The sequence below is a fragment of the Kamptonema formosum PCC 10802 genome, from assembly GCF_000332335.1.
In the GTDB taxonomy this organism is placed as follows: domain Bacteria; phylum Cyanobacteriota; class Cyanobacteriia; order Cyanobacteriales; family Oscillatoriaceae; genus Oscillatoria.
Genome location: NZ_KB235948.1, coordinates 1,217,860 through 1,232,263 on the forward strand (window position 1 = coordinate 1,217,860; position 14,404 = coordinate 1,232,263).

The following is a 14,404-nucleotide window of genomic DNA, read 5'->3' on the forward strand; positions in this document are numbered from 1 at the left end:
ATGGTACTATAATTGAACAGGGGATAGCTGTGGATCATCTCATTTTTGAACTATACCCAAACCCCAAGCTCCCTTTCCGCTTTGGGTTCTGAGGACAGGCGTGCTTCGGAGCGGCGCATGCGCTCTTGAGCACGGGGCAAGCGCCGGAGAGCGCGACGCCTGTCCTACGTCAGGATGTTGTCACACCGGCTAAGGGAGCCGGTGTGCCAGGGACAGGCGAGACGCCTGTCCTACGTCAGGATGTTTCTTCACCTGCTCCCTTGCCGGCGCATATTACAAATTATTGCATAAGTCTTGACTTTTCACTAGGGTTAGCTCATTATAAGTGATATCTTTAGCAAATCACCGCAGCGCCGGTGCTGCGGATGGCCAAGTGCTCCCTTGCCGGTGGAGTGCCCTGCCACAGGATTAAAAGTTAAGCGTGTCGGTGCGTCTCGCGCCCCAAATCAAGATGAACGACGAATTGCAACTGCGGGCGAAACATTTTGCCGCCCTCAAGTCCAAGTACAAATCCACCCAGTATGAAGACTCATCTCCTTCCAGTCTTCTCTACCTCATCCTGCGAAAAGCTGACTTAGAAATAGAGCTAACTGACTTAGAGTTGGATTGGCTGAAAGAGCGCCAACTTTTTGATACAATAGACCTGATATGGCTGGCTCGACGCCGTGCGGAAGAACCCCAAAGACTGGAAACTGAATTTTCCCATCTCAAGTCTAAGTATCAATTCGGAAAAGCTGTGGATTTATCCTTCGCCAGCCGGCTGTATCCCCTCCTTTGGAAGCTAGACTCTGAAGGCACTATTACTGATGCAGAAATTAAATGGCTGCAACAGCAAGGTTTCGCTCGCACAGCTTCCCTCGCTCAGGATATGGGGCGCTTTGCGGCGCTGAAGGCTAAGTACAAAGCCACTAACTTTCAAAAATCATCGCCAGACAGTCCCCTGTATCAAATCCTGAAGAAACTGGACGCCGGAAAACGGTTAACCGATGCAGACGCTAACTGGCTGCTCAATAGCGAACTCCTGGAAACTCTTGAAATTTTCCTGCAACAAGAGGCTGCAAGGGAAGCTGACTTTGCCCAGCTCAAGTCTAAGTACCAAGTGACGAGATACTCCGGCACATCCGCCTCCAGTCAGCTGTATCCCCTCCTGCAAAAGTTTGACTCAGAAGCGATACTGAATGATGCGGAGATCCAGTGGTTGCAACAGCAGGGACTTACCGAGATAATTGCCATTCAGCGGGAGCGAGAGGCGAAGCGAACCTTTGCTGAACTGAAAGCCAAGTACAGAGCCACCCAAGATGAGGATTCTTCCCTCTCCAGTCCCCTCTACCAAATTATTCAAACACTTGAAACGTCACACCGGCTGCAAGAATCAGAGATTAACTGGCTGAACCAACAGGGCTTGTCTGAGACAGCAGCAATCGCTCAACAAATCAGTCACTTTACCGAGCTCAAAGAAAAATACCAAGCAACTCAATATCAAGAGTTCTGGCCTTCCAGCCCCCTGTATCGAATTCTGCAGGAGCTTGCTTCCGGAAAAAAATTAAATGATACTGATGAGATTTGGCTGAGGGGAAGGGTCACGCTTTCCCAAACCGCTAAACTGGCTAAGATGGTGCCGGTGTTTGCCGAACTTAAAACCAAATACCGAGCCATCAAACATGAGGATTGCTCACCAGACAGTCCGCTGTTTGAAATTTTACAAAAACTCGAATTGCGAACTTTTATGAGTGAGCCAGATTTTTACTGGTTAGAGCAGCAGGGACTGACAGAGACGCTGGCCATCGCTCAGGAACTGAAAGTCAAGCTGCACTTCGCTGCGCTGAAGTCCAAGTATCGGATTGTAGACCCTGGAGATAAATTACCGCTAGACCCATTTTACACTATTCTGCAAAAGTTGGAAAGAGGGGAGCGCCTCGATCCGCTGTTAGTTATTCAGCTGATAGAAGAAGGACTTCTTTCCCCAAATGGACAGGTTGCCATCGCTCACTACAGGCTGGAAGCCCTGTTCTGTGAGAGAGAGTTCAAGCGAACCAAGAGTCAATATATCTTGCCGACTGCGAGCAGCTATTGGCGCAAAGCAAATGAACCCCAGCGGGCATTAGAGCTGACGAATAAGGTGAACTTAGCCCAAATTACAGATAAAGCCTTTAAGTCAAGACTGCTGGTCACCAGAGGTGCGGCCTTGCGAGATATGGCACAATTAGATGAAGCAGCTACCTGTGCGCGGGAAGCAATAAAGTGCCAGCCAGACAGCCACCAGCCTTACACCTTGATGGGGGCAATTTGTTACGATATAGGTGAATATGAACAAGGCAATGAGTTGTTTGAGAAAGCAATCGAACGGGGTGCTGAACGGGAAGAAATGGAGGATGAAATCAAGCGAGTCCTCAGAAATGCCAGGGATAAAACCCAACAGCGGGAGGCGGCGCAGTACCTGCTAAACCAAGACCCGGTGCGGTATGCTTGGGCGCAGTCCTATCTTAACTAGCCAAAAGCCAAAAGCTGACCGGCACGCCGGCATGTCTGGCGTCCCGGGTGATGGCCCGCAGGGGCTTGACCGCCGGCAGCCGGCTGGCCCAGCCCGCCGGGGGCAGCTAATATTACAAAATTGCGAAGACTGCCCCTGTCGCAGGGGACAAACATTAAACTGAATGTGGTAGAAACCCTTAAGCGCGTGGCTCGATGCTCCTATCCCTGCGGATTGACAACTTTGCCCTCATAGACCGGCTCGAACTGGAATTCGGGAGCGGCTTGAACGTGCTCACCGGCGAAACCGGTGCCGGCAAATCGATCATCCTAGACGCCCTGGACGCCGCCCTCGGGGGCAAAGTCACCAGCCGCGTCATCCGCACCGGCACAAAGCGCACCTTAATAGAAGCCACCTTCGACCTCGACCCAGCTACAGCCGAGTGGGTGCGCTGCCAAGAAATCGACCTGCTCGACGGGACATCAGTAGTAGCCAGCCGGGAACTGAGCGTCACTTCCGGCGGGTTGCGCAGCCGGTCGCGCCTGAACGGCACCCTCGTCAACCGCCCGCTGATGGACACCCTGCGCGAGCGCCTGGTAGAATTCACCGCCCAAGGCCAGACCCTGGGGCTGGGCCAAACGGCACGCCAGCGCGAGTGGCTGGACGCCTTTGGCGGAGCCCCCATCCTCCAGCTCAGACAAAAAGTCGCCAGCGCCTACGCCATTACCCAGCAAGCCCTGCAAGCCCTAGAGCAGCGCCGGCAGTCCGAACAGCAGAGACTGCAGAGACTCGACCTGATCGAGTACCAGATCCGCGAGCTCGGAGACGCCAACCTCAGCGATCCGGAAGAACTGGCGCACTTAGACGCCGAGCGCCAGCGCCTCAGCCACGTCGTCGAACTGCAGCAGCAGAGCTACCAAGTCTACCAGGCACTTTACCAAAACGACAGCGACGGGCAAGCTGCCGCCGACCTAGTGGGCCTTGCTGAAAAAGCCCTCACGGATATGGTGCGCTACGACAGCCAGCTGCAGCAGGTACTGGACTTAGTGAGCGAAGCCTACGCCAACATCGCAGAAGCGGCGCGACAGATGAGCACCTACAGCGCCGGTCTGGAAAGCGATCCGCAGCGCCTAGAAGAGGTGGAGGAGCGCATCCAAGAACTCAAGCACATCTGCCGCAAATATGGCCCGACCCTGGCAGACGCCATCGCCTACCACGAGCGCATCCAAACCGAACTAGAAGAGCTCACCGGCGGAGGCTTGTCCCTCGAAGACCTGGAAAAAGCCTATCAGGAGGCGTGGGAAAAGCTGGCTGCCCTTTGCGAACAGCTGAGCGCCCTGCGCCAAGTGGCGGCGCGGGAACTGGAAGCCCGCCTGATCGAGGAATTAAAGCCGCTAGCGATGGATAGAGTGCAGTTTCAAGTCGAACTCGCCCCCATCGCCCCCACCTCAGCAGGCGCTGACCGGATCGCCTTTTTATTCAGCCCCAATGCCGGCGAACCGCTGCAACCGCTGTCAGAAACCGCCTCCGGCGGGGAAATGAGCCGCTTCCTGCTGGGGCTGAAAGCCTGTTTCGCCCAGGTTGACGGTGCCGGTGTGCTGGTGTTTGACGAAATTGACGTGGGGGTTTCCGGGCGAGTCGCCATCGCCATTGCCGGCAAACTCCACCAGCTGTCCCACCGGCACCAAGTCCTGTGCGTCACCCACCAGCCCCTGGTCGCCGCAATGGCCGACCGGCACTTCCGGGTGGACAAACAAGTTATCGAGTTCCCTGGAGAGGGAATTCTAGAAGGGGGAAGCGCGGTGGCCGGTGTGACTTCACCGCTGGAGCGCACGGTTATTCGGGTGACACATTTAAATGAGTGCCAGCGCCGCGAAGAGCTCGCCACCATAGCCGGTGGCCGGTCCGCCCAACAGTCCATCGCTTTTGCCGACTCCCTGCTCATCCAAGCTGCCAGTCTGCGGCAAAAAGCAGCGGGGAATTAGTGCGGGGATATTTCTGGTGTCAGGTCGCAGGGAGTGGGGGTGAGGGGTTAGGGCTCAGGGGTGAGGGGTTAGGGGTTTCCAGACAAGACGGGCACGCTACACGAGCCCCCGGGGGAGAGGGAATAGGGGATAGGCTAGCAGCTGGCACCGAACCCCTAACCCCCGGGCTGAGGCCACAATCGGTAGGCTCCGGCACAACTATTTTTCCCCTCAAGATGTCAAAATCGTACTGGCAGGCTCAACCCCAGCAGGGGTATGGGGCTGTGCCGGTCTTGTATCGCTGAAAACATGCTATCACTTTAACAACCCTGACACTTACCCATTAGCCCAACCCGCAACGACAGAGTAAACTGAGGAGTAGTCTTGAATCGGCTCGCTCGCGCCCCTTGCGCCGGTTAGCCAGCTTGGACTCACACCAGTCGTTCTCTGACTCCAGGCATCTTTTAAGAGAAAAGAGCTATGACACCTGCATCTCCGAATCCAACTGTTTGGGACCAGACTGGCACGGTGATTGACGTCACCGCCCAAGTTGAAAGCAGGAATGCGCACCATCAAAGGTCTGCATCTCCCACCAGCGCATCTACCAGTGCGTCAAGCAGCGCATCAAGCAGCGCACTTGCCACAACCCAGGGAACTTTCAAGGCGTTCCTAGCCCCACTCAACAAGGAAAACTTCAAGCTAGTCGTCACCGACATCGAGAGCAAGCTGCAAGTGGTCAATCAAACCCTGTCCATGCTGGACAGCCTGCTGGACAGCCAGGGGTTTGACGCCATTCTCGACGAGATGCTGCGCTCCATCACCTTAAAAACAGGGGAATTGCTGGGGGCGGACCGCACGACGATTTTTTTATTAGATGAAGAAAAAAACGAACTGTATACGATAGTCGCAAAAGGAGCGGGGGGGACGCCGCTAGAGATTCGGATTCCGGCAGATAAAGGAATCGCAGGGGAAGTGGCGACATTTAAAAAAGTAGTCAATATTCCTTTCGATTTTTATGACGATCCGCGCTCTTCCGCAGCCAAGCAGTTTGACAAAAAAAACGGATACCGCACTTACACGATGCTGACTCTGCCCCTGCTGAGTGAGGAGGGGGCGTTAGTCGCCGTCGTGCAATTGCTCAATAAGTTGAAAAAAGTCACCGACCATATCGCTCCCCTGTCGGACAGAATTGATACCCGGGGCTTCACCCACGAAGATGAAGCGGTATTTGCGGATTTCGCCCCTTCGATTCGCCTGATTCTGGAGTCGTCCCGGTCGTTTTATAAGGCCACCCAGAAACAGCGAGCTGCTTCCGCCCTGATGGCGGCGATTGAGTCCCTGAGCAAGAGCAGTTTAGATCTCGAAGACACCCTCAAGAAGGTGATGGATGAGGCCAAGCTGCTGATGAACGCCGACCGCAGCACCCTGTGGCTGCTGGACAAGGAGAAAAATCAGCTGTGGACAAAAATCCCCATCGCTGGGGTTTTGCAAGAAATCCGCATCCCCCGCCATGCGGGCTTTGCCGGCCAAGTCGCTGAATCGGGTGAGCCGCTGATCATTCCGTTCGATCTGTATGACCAGCCGGGATCGGAAACGGCGAAGCAAACAGACCAGAAGACGGGCTACCGCACTTGCAGCATGCTGTGCATGCCGGTGTTTAACGCCGACAAACAGCTGATTGGCGTAACGCAATTAATCAACAAGAAAAAACAGGGGGAGTTCCCGCCTTACAATAAAGCGGACTGGCCACACGCTCCGGAATGCTGGAAGGCGAGCTTCAATCGCGCCGATATGGAATTCATGCAGGCGTTTAACATTCAAGCCGGTGTGGCCCTGCAAAACGCCTCCCTGTTCGCCACCGTCAAGCAGCAGGAGCAAATGCAGCGCGATATCCTGCGCAGCCTCAGCAATGGCGTGATCTCTACGGATAAAAGTGGGCATGTCCTCGCCGCCAATGACCGCGCCCTGATGTTACTGGGCCTGAAAGAGCAGCGCATTGAGGGCCGGCAGGTGACAGAATTAGTCCGCTTTGAGAAGGGCGACTTTGGCAAGTGGTTCCAAGATGCTTTAAACGGCAAGGCGGAGCAGTATTACCCGGAGCAAACCTTACTGTCTCACGGAGTCGAACAGCACAGCGTTAACCTGTCCATTAACACCATCGCGGACGCCCTCGACCAGGTAAAGGTCAACGGTGCCCTGGTGGTTATGGAGGACATCAGCAATGAGAAGCGCCTCAAGAGCACTATGTACCGGTACATGACTCAGGAGGTGGCCGAACAGTTGCTGCAAAGTGGGGACACCGGCTTGGGCGGGAAGCGCAAAGAAGTCTCGGTGCTGTTCTCGGATATTCGCAGCTACACCACTTTGAGCGAAGGCATGAGTGCCGAAGAGGTGGTGGACATGCTCAATGAATATTTTGAGCGCATGGTGGACGCTGTATTTAAGTATAAGGGCACTCTGGACAAGTACATCGGCGACGCTATCATGGCTGTGTTCGGTTCGCCTTTGCCCCTGGACGACCACCAGTGGTGCGCGGTGCAGACGGCGGTGGAAATGCGCCACCGGCTGGCCAAATTCAATGAAGAGCGCGCCGCTTCCGGCAAGAAAACGATCAGCATCGGCATTGGCATCCACTCCGACCAGGTGGTGAGCGGCAATATTGGATCGAGCAAGCGCATGGAGCTGACTTCTATTGGGGACGGGGTGAACCTCGGCTCTCGCTTGGAAGGGACGAGCAAAATGTACGGTACGGACATCGTGATCAGCGACAAGACGTACCAGCCCTGCGCCGACCGCATCTGGGTTAGGGAGCTCGACTTTATTACCGTGAAAGGCAAAACCGAGCCGGTGAAAATTTATGAAGTCGTCGGTCTGCAGAGCGAGCCCCTCGATGATGGGAAAAAGCTGATTGTCGAGCATTACAATAAGGGACGCGAGTATTACCGCAATCGCCAGTTTGCCAAAGCGGTGGGTGAGTTTGCCCAAGTGTTAGAAATTGACAAAGCCAACAAGGCCGCGAAATTACACCTGGAGCGCTGCCAGCATTTTATCCAGAACCCACCAGCCGAAGACTGGAATGGCGTCTGGGTGCTGACAGAAAAGTAGCGCCTAGCTCGCATCACTCCCTGCTGTGCGCTCCCAGTCACTCAGGGATTCTGCCGGCCCCAGTCGCCAGCCATTCCAAGAGCAGAATCTCCTGACAGCGCCGCAGGCGAGTCTCGCACAACAGAGGTTGTTTACATTGTGTGTGGAATATGGAATATGTTAGCCAGTCTGCCAATTGGGCAGGCGAGCGCAAGGAAATTTCTGTCTTGTTCTCAGATATTTACCGCTACAGCGCTCTCACTGAAAACCTAGAGGCCAACGAGGTGGCATGCCTGATAAATGACTATTTTGAAGCAGTCGGAGAGGCTGTTTTAAAGTATAAACATGCCCTAGACAGACAGGTAGAATCAGCGTGCGTGGGCACGGCAGCAATTGCCGTTTTCGGGTCACCATTGCCTTTGGAAAATCACGCTTGGTGTGCCTTGGAAACGGCAATGGAAATGTGCCAAAAAGTCGCAGAATTCAACGCACGCAGAGTTTCTGCGTCTCACCCTGAAATCAAAATAGGCATTGGCATCAATTCCGATAAGGTCACCAGCAGCTATGTCGGTCGCACCAACATGATGGAGTTCACCGCTATCGGTGAGAGCGTCAATCTGGGCCAACTCCTAGAACGATTGAGCCAGCAATATGGCTGCCAGATAGTCATTGGAGAAAATACTTATCGTTCCTGTAAAGACCAGATATGGGTCAGGCAGCTGGACTCGCTGCGCCTGCAAGGAAAAAGCACTCCTGTGGCAATTTATGAGGTCTTGGCGCTGCGGAGCGACTCCATTTCAGAACACAAGCTGCAGGCGGTCGAGTATTACGATAAAGGGCGGGAGCGATACCTCAAGCGCCAGTTCGCTATTGCGATGGGCGAGTTCGCTACTGTTATGGAAATTGACAGCAGCGATAAAGCCGCCGCCATTCAGCTGGAGCGCTGCCAGCATTTTCTGCAATCTCCGCCACCAGACGACTGGGATGGAGCTTGGACGGTTGCAGATATGGAGTGGAAAGTCTGAAAACTCGCGCTCTGGCTCGGGACAAGAATGTGACTGATACGGTGAGGGCTAATCTCACAGGGTGCATCCCACGGTTGCAAAAATTGTCCGCAGAAGAGCCGGACGCCGTGATATCCTGTCCGCTCACACCTGTTTTGTAAGGCTTATGCTGCTCGGCATTGGGCACGCTCGCACGCTCGCACCCTTGTACTCGGCGTTGCTCCCTCCGCTGCGCCTGTTTCGTATATTGACACAACCGGCTCGCTTCTGGAGCAGAGGGGGCCAAGGGAATGGGGGGATGCAGCGCCTAACCCTGGGGTGGACCGCTGTCCCTTTCCCTAGCGCCAAACTGGGGTCACGAAGCAAATGTGCCGGCTGATTGCCAGGTTGGCCGCCAGAGCCCCCGCCACCGGCACGCTCTGTCCCCGCTGGCGGGCCGGCAGCAGCCCCGTGGGCGGCCCTGAAAGTTTGGGCTCTTCAGGATGGATTGCCTGCGAATTGTTTATTTTGAGACAGTCTTTCCAAAATAAATCGCTACAATCATGATTAGAGGGTGTTCAGTTCTCCTCTGCCTGCAAGTTGACTTTACTGGTTATAATACCTACTCAATCATGGAATCCGGTAGCCCGTCTGCCAATGCTTCTGACCAGCCTCCGCATGGACTGGCAGATATTGTCGGAACTTTAATTGCTTTGCTGACCCTGACTATACCTCTGTTTGTCATCGCTCACTACTCTTCGGGCAATGCGGAAGTTGTTCCACCCCACACCTATCAGCTCCCCGTGTCGCGCAATTGAGAGTGGGGATGCCGGTTTGACAGGATCGGAATTTGTCGGGAAAGCAGCCTGACCCCTTCTTCCAAGGCAATTCTACCCTCTGGCGCTTGTCGTTCCCCACCCTGGGGAATGGCCCGATGCCCGCGCGCCTGCCGGTGTTTTATGGGGTTGCCGGTTGGGGGTTGGGGGAAAGAGTGGGAAACAGTAATTTTGTATTAAAACTGCATATATTTAAGGGTTTGGGTCGCGAGGGGTTAATTCACCTTTTTTTGCGCCGGCTTCTTAAACCCCCTGTATCTGGGGGTGGCGCGGCAAGGAAAGCGCTACAGAAAGGCGGGAAACAGGGATTGCCGGTTGGGGAGCCCCTGCCGCCGGCCAGCGGCACTCTGGCGGGGAGAACATTTTACTATGCAAATTAAATACAGTATATGTGAGCGGCTGCCCATCTTCCTCTAAAATGCTATTCGGGGGATGGCCGGAGGCTAGCGGCGATGTGGGCACCGGCACCCCCGCAGCAGCTATTAGCAAAGGAGCAATCAAGAGTGGATTTATCGCGGATTCCCGCTCAACCGAAACCGGGGCTGATCAACGTTCTGATTGAAATTCCCGCAGGGAGCAAAAACAAGTACGAGTTTGACAAAGACCTGCAAGCCTTTGCCCTCGACCGGGTGCTTTATTCTTCGGTTCAGTACCCCTACGACTACGGGTTTGTGCCCAACACCCTGGCCGATGATGGCGATCCGCTCGACGGTATGGTACTGATAGACCAGCCCACCTTTCCCGGGTGCGTGATTGCGGCAAGGCCCATTGGCATGCTGGAGATGATCGATGGTGGCGACCGCGACGAGAAAATTCTCTGCGTTCCCGACAAAGACCCCCGCTACGCCAGCGTCCAATCCCTCAAGGACGTGGCACCCCACCGGCTCGAAGAAATTGCCGAATTCTTCAAAACCTACAAAAATCTGGAAAAGAAAGTGACGCAAATCCTGGGCTGGAAGGATGTCGATGCGGTAATGCCCCTGGTGGAGCAGTGCGTCAGAGCCGGCAGCAAATAAGCTGCCAGCCGCCCCCGATCTTGCTAGCAAAACGCCCGCCAAAAGCCCGCAGGACTGGTGCCCCTCAGGGTCGCCACCCACCGGCACTCCTGTCCCCATGCCCGACCGCCGGCTGCCCTGAGTGAGCGATCTTATGGCGATCTAACCGAAGTTGAACTCACTGTGGGATATGCTGGCCTCACCGGCCCCCCGCCCTGCGGGCAGTTTCCGCAGGCTGCCGGTGTGGCGCAACCGGCACTTGCTGGCTGTGGGGCTCGGGAGACTCCCCGACCGGCACCGAAAAGCGCCCGCAACAGACAAAGTTTCCTGACCTCAATACCGTTGCAGGTATGTTAGAAAGTCAGTTGAGATTCCTGCCACTGGGCCTTTAAGGGTGTAGTGGGGGCCTGTCAAGGCCCGTTGCGGTCAACAGCCCTGCTGTAGTGCGGATTGAGTTCAAAACCCGACTCTTTTCCTGGCTGCGCACTGGGGGACTCACTCAAGTCTTGCTTTAATTGTAGCGGGTGAGGTCTTTCCTTGCCTCTTGGAAGCGGACAAGTTGACAGCTTTTCTGACACTATCCGCTCAGCTATTTATCCCGCCCTTGAGCGAAAGCGCACTCGCTGGGAGTCTGGCAGGAGGGGAACATAAGAGTGATAAAATATTACGAAATCGGCGCGAGAAAAGCTAGCACGCGCTTGCGCCAGCAACGGGAGCAATCCCAAACTTTCTATTGAGCGTGCTTTTTAGGCGCTCGGAAACATTTGCAGCCCGGGTTCCCCCAGTTCCAGTTTGATACGGCCAAGCGTGCGGGGGAGAGGCCAGACCGAACCGCCGCAGGGGCAAAAGAGCAGGATTTAATCCTGGATTCTTGACGCAAAGCAGTAGGACACGGTATAATGAGATAGGTCAGTCGCGAAAAAATAGCGTTAGCGAACCGTGCCGACCGATCGAGTTGAAAATAGTGCTTGATTTCTTATCCGTCTTTGAGACTTCCGACACGGTTGCCAAGCGAAACAGGAAATTGAGCTTAAAGCAGCTGTCATCGGCGCTGAGCGTGAAAGCGCTCTGGGTTTAAGTAGGTGCCAAAACACCGAAGAGAAACGTTCGCGTTCATAGTGCTTTCGGGATATTCCTGAAAGCTTTGCGGGATACCGCCTCTATCACTTTTATCGGTGATAGTGCTATCGTTGCGTTGTCCGGGGTTATCCTGGGTAATGGCGCGTAAATGTATCAGATATCTTAGAAAAGAAACCTTGCGCTGGAGCGGACCTTCATTCTCCCAAAGAGGGTGGGGCCGGTGTTCAGCCAAGGGTGACGATTTCGGGTTCCTGAAATGCATCGCACGCTTCTTTTGGCCAAAATTCATCACTGCAGGCTAACGGCTGCCAATCCCGACTACATGGGCAGTATCAGCATTGACAAAAGCTTATTGGATGCTGCCGGCATCTTGCCCTACGAGCAAGTGCAAGTGGTCAACATGGCTAATGGGGAGCGGCTGATTACCTACGCCATCTGTGCTCCCGCCGGTTCAGGGGCAATTGAACTCAATGGCGCTGCGGCGCGTCTGGGGATGAAAGGCGACGCGGTGATTGTCATGGCTTACGCACAGTTCACCCCAGAAGAACTGAAAACCCACTCGCCCAAAGTGGTTTTGGTGGACGAGCGCAACCAGCTGGTCCAAATTCGCTCTTACAATGAACTGTTAACCGCAGGCTAGCCTAATTCCTAAAGATGCCAGATATTCATCCGCCGGCACCAAGTCCAGAGCCTTCTGATGGGAAAGCCAGTATGGAGACCAGCCCTAATACTGAGTTTGCTGTCCACTTCTGGGGGGTGCGCGGCAGTATTCCCACCCCCGGAAAAGAAACCGTTCGCTACGGTGGCAACACTTCCTGTGTGGAAATGCGCGTCGGGGGGAAACGCCTGATCTTTGATGGGGGCACCGGCTTGCGGGTTCTGGGGAAAACCTTGCTGCCGCAGATGCCGGTGGAAGCCCACATGTTCTTCACCCACTCCCACTGGGACCACATTCAGGGGTTTCCATTTTTTATCCCCGCCTTTGTCCCGGGGAATCGCTTCCACATCTACGGGGCGGTCGCGCCGAATGGGGCCACGTTCAAACAGCGTCTGTCTGACCAGATGCTGCACCCCAACTTTCCCATCCCGCTGCAGGGGATGAGATCGGAAATGACGTTCCACAGCGTCCGCCCCGGCGAGGTGCTGCACCTGGACGACATTAGCGTTGAGACGGCTTTGCTCAACCACCCCAGCACGGCCACCGGCTATCGGGTGACCTGGCGGGACCGCACGGCAGTCTACTGCACGGATACGGAACATTTCCCGGACCGGCTGGATGAAAATGTGCTGCATCTGGCCCGTGGGGCGGATTATTTTATTTATGACGCGACCTATACCGATGAGGAATATCACCACCCTAAAGCCCCGAAAGTGGGCTGGGGGCACTCCACTTGGCAGGTGGGGGTGGAGCTGGCTAAGGCTGCCGGTGTCAGGAATCTGGTCATTTTTCACCACGATCCGTCTCACGACGATGATTTTTTAGATGATGTGGAAGCCAAGTTACAGCATGTTTTTCCGAATGGATTCCTCGCTCGCGAAGGCATGACTCTTAAGTTGGTTTAAGATACTGGTTAGTGGCTACTAGGGGCGCGTTTATAGCTATAGCGGTTTTCAGTTGGATGAAGTCTGTGCCAGAAACCCGGTTTCTTTAAGAAACCGGGTTTCTCAGTACCTCACTCAGATGAAAACCGCTATGAGATTATCTGCGATTGATTGCGTGCAGTGAAAATTGAGGTTGAGCGGCGGATTAAAATTCATCTGGGCAGCGATCTCGACATGAGACGACAGTCAATTAATCCCCGCATTGAAAAACCCGGTTTCTTCAAGAAACCGGGTTTTTTAAACTGTCCGCTCTTAAGTCAGGTTAATCCCCCTGACAGGATAGAAAAACATGTGCTAAGCAAATTTCAACAGGGACAGCGGCAGCACCCCAGAGAGGGGCGGCACAGGCCCTCTCTGCCTGTGCTGCAGCTGCTGGCTAGATGATGGTGAAATCCTCAATCGTGAGGTTAATTTGCACATTGTTGAGAGTTGCAAGAAGCTCATTACTGTCGGTGACAGTAATTAAAGTTCCGCTATTGCTCAAGGTAACTGTCAGCTGCTCGAACGTTAAACCGGCGGCTAGCACCAGCAAATCAGTGCCAGTAACAAAGTCAGTGATTATATCACTTCCGGTGCCGGCTGTCAAGACGAATTTGTCAGCACCGGCACCGCCAGTTAAGGTGTCGTTGCCGATGTCGCCATAGAGGAAGTCATCCCCATCGCCGCCGGTGAGGATGTCAGCACCTTTACCGCCAAAGAGGGTGTCATTGCCGGTGCCGCCATCAAGGGTGTCATCCCCCTTGCCGCCAAACAGCAAGTCATTGCCGTCGCCGCCGCTGACGCTATCGTTGCCGCTGTCGCCAGAGAGGATGTCGTTGCCGGTGTTGCCGGAGAGGGTGTCATTATTTTGACCGCCAAAGGCGATATCGTCCCCATCACCGCCATCAAGGATGTCTGCGCCTTTACCGCCAAACAGCAAGTCGTTGCCGTCGCCGCCGCTGACGCTATCGTCGCCGCTGTCGCCAGAGAGGATGTCGTTGCCGGTGTTGCCGGTGAGGGTGTCATTGTCTTGGCCACCAAAGAGGGTGTCCTCACCGAGTCCCCCATCGAGGGTGTCACTGTCCTGATTGCCAAACAGCAAGTCGTTGCCGTCACCGCCGGTGAGTTCGTCATTGCCTTGCAAACCGGCAATCACATAATCGCTGCTGCCGCTGGCACTGAGTTGGTCATTGTCGGGAGTGGCGGCAAGTGGGATCTCTGTGCTGGTGGGAATTGGACTGGGTGCCGGTGCCGGTGCCGGTGCCGGTGCCGGTGTCGGTGCCGGTGTCGGATTCGGCGTGGGTGCCGGTGCCGGTGCCGGTGTCGGATTCGGCGTGGGTGCCGGTGCCGGTGCCGGAGTGGGTGCCGGTGCCGGTGCCGGCGTCGGAGTTGGTGCCGGTGCCGGTGTCGG

Annotated in this window: 12 protein-coding genes and 1 pseudogene; 11 read left to right on the plus strand and 2 right to left on the minus strand. The window is 55.1% G+C overall.

Translation table 11 applies throughout. The features are described 5' to 3' along the window. The first annotated feature begins 451 nt into the window (after nt 1–451). On the plus strand, nt 452–2,491 hold the full coding sequence (locus tag OSC10802_RS0105230) for a tetratricopeptide repeat protein (RefSeq protein WP_017715731.1): 2,040 nt from the start codon (nt 452–454) through the stop codon (nt 2,489–2,491). On the opposite strand, the gene OSC10802_RS48900 is transcribed toward OSC10802_RS0105230, so the two are convergent. Beyond that, nucleotides 2,488–2,646, minus strand: coding sequence for a hypothetical protein (locus OSC10802_RS48900; RefSeq protein WP_155967396.1), 159 nt, complete (start codon nt 2,644–2,646; stop codon nt 2,488–2,490). The genes OSC10802_RS0105230 and OSC10802_RS48900 overlap by 4 nt on opposite strands. Nucleotides 2,647–2,685: 39 nt before the next feature. Between OSC10802_RS48900 and recN the strand changes: the two genes are divergently transcribed. The 10 genes and pseudogenes from recN to OSC10802_RS0105285 all read left to right on the plus strand — a co-directional run bounded on the left by recN (nt 2,686) and on the right by OSC10802_RS0105285 (nt 12,975). After that, nucleotides 2,686–4,455, plus strand: coding sequence for a DNA repair protein RecN (gene recN / locus OSC10802_RS0105235; RefSeq protein ID WP_017715732.1), 1,770 nt, complete (start codon nt 2,686–2,688; stop codon nt 4,453–4,455). A 459-nt stretch (nt 4,456–4,914) separates the two neighbouring features. After that, on the plus strand, nt 4,915–7,539 hold the full coding sequence (locus OSC10802_RS0105245) for an adenylate/guanylate cyclase domain-containing protein (protein WP_017715734.1): 2,625 nt from the start codon (nt 4,915–4,917) through the stop codon (nt 7,537–7,539). A 149-nt stretch (nt 7,540–7,688) separates the two neighbouring features. Beyond that, nucleotides 7,689–8,543 carry an adenylate/guanylate cyclase domain-containing protein gene (locus OSC10802_RS0105250; RefSeq protein WP_017715735.1) on the plus strand — a complete coding sequence of 285 codons (855 nt, stop codon included), beginning with the start codon at nt 7,689–7,691 and terminating at the stop codon, nt 8,541–8,543. Nucleotides 8,544–9,133: 590 nt separating this feature from the next. Then, on the plus strand, nt 9,134–9,319 hold the full coding sequence (locus tag OSC10802_RS0105260) for a TLTLP motif-containing protein (RefSeq protein ID WP_026098185.1): 186 nt from the start codon (nt 9,134–9,136) through the stop codon (nt 9,317–9,319). A gap of 32 nt (nt 9,320–9,351) precedes the next feature. After that, entirely contained in the window at nt 9,352–9,717 is a 366-nt protein-coding gene (locus OSC10802_RS0105265; protein WP_017715738.1) for a hypothetical protein, read from the plus strand. Between the two features lie 123 nt (nt 9,718–9,840). Further along, entirely contained in the window at nt 9,841–10,353 is a 513-nt protein-coding gene (locus tag OSC10802_RS0105270; RefSeq protein WP_026098187.1) for an inorganic diphosphatase, read from the plus strand. A 57-nt stretch (nt 10,354–10,410) separates the two neighbouring features. After that, nucleotides 10,411–10,689, plus strand: coding sequence for a hypothetical protein (locus tag OSC10802_RS48905; protein ID WP_155967397.1), 279 nt, complete (start codon nt 10,411–10,413; stop codon nt 10,687–10,689). Nucleotides 10,690–11,446: 757 nt separating this feature from the next. Further along, a pseudogene (locus OSC10802_RS52610) lies at nt 11,447–11,560 on the plus strand (RNA-guided endonuclease TnpB family protein); the annotation flags it as partial. Between the two features lie 108 nt (nt 11,561–11,668). Next, a complete protein-coding gene (gene panD, locus OSC10802_RS0105280) occupies nt 11,669–12,052 on the plus strand; it encodes an aspartate 1-decarboxylase (protein WP_026098188.1) in 384 nt (127 codons plus the stop codon). Nucleotides 12,053–12,066: 14 nt separating this feature from the next. Continuing rightward, nucleotides 12,067–12,975, plus strand: a complete 909-nt coding sequence (locus OSC10802_RS0105285; RefSeq protein WP_082218245.1) for an MBL fold metallo-hydrolase — start codon at nt 12,067–12,069, stop codon at nt 12,973–12,975. A 415-nt stretch (nt 12,976–13,390) separates the two neighbouring features. On the opposite strand, the gene OSC10802_RS0105295 is transcribed toward OSC10802_RS0105285, so the two are convergent. Further along, on the minus strand, nt 13,391–14,404 hold a 1,014-nt coding region (locus tag OSC10802_RS0105295), incomplete at its 5' end, for a calcium-binding protein (protein WP_304412225.1).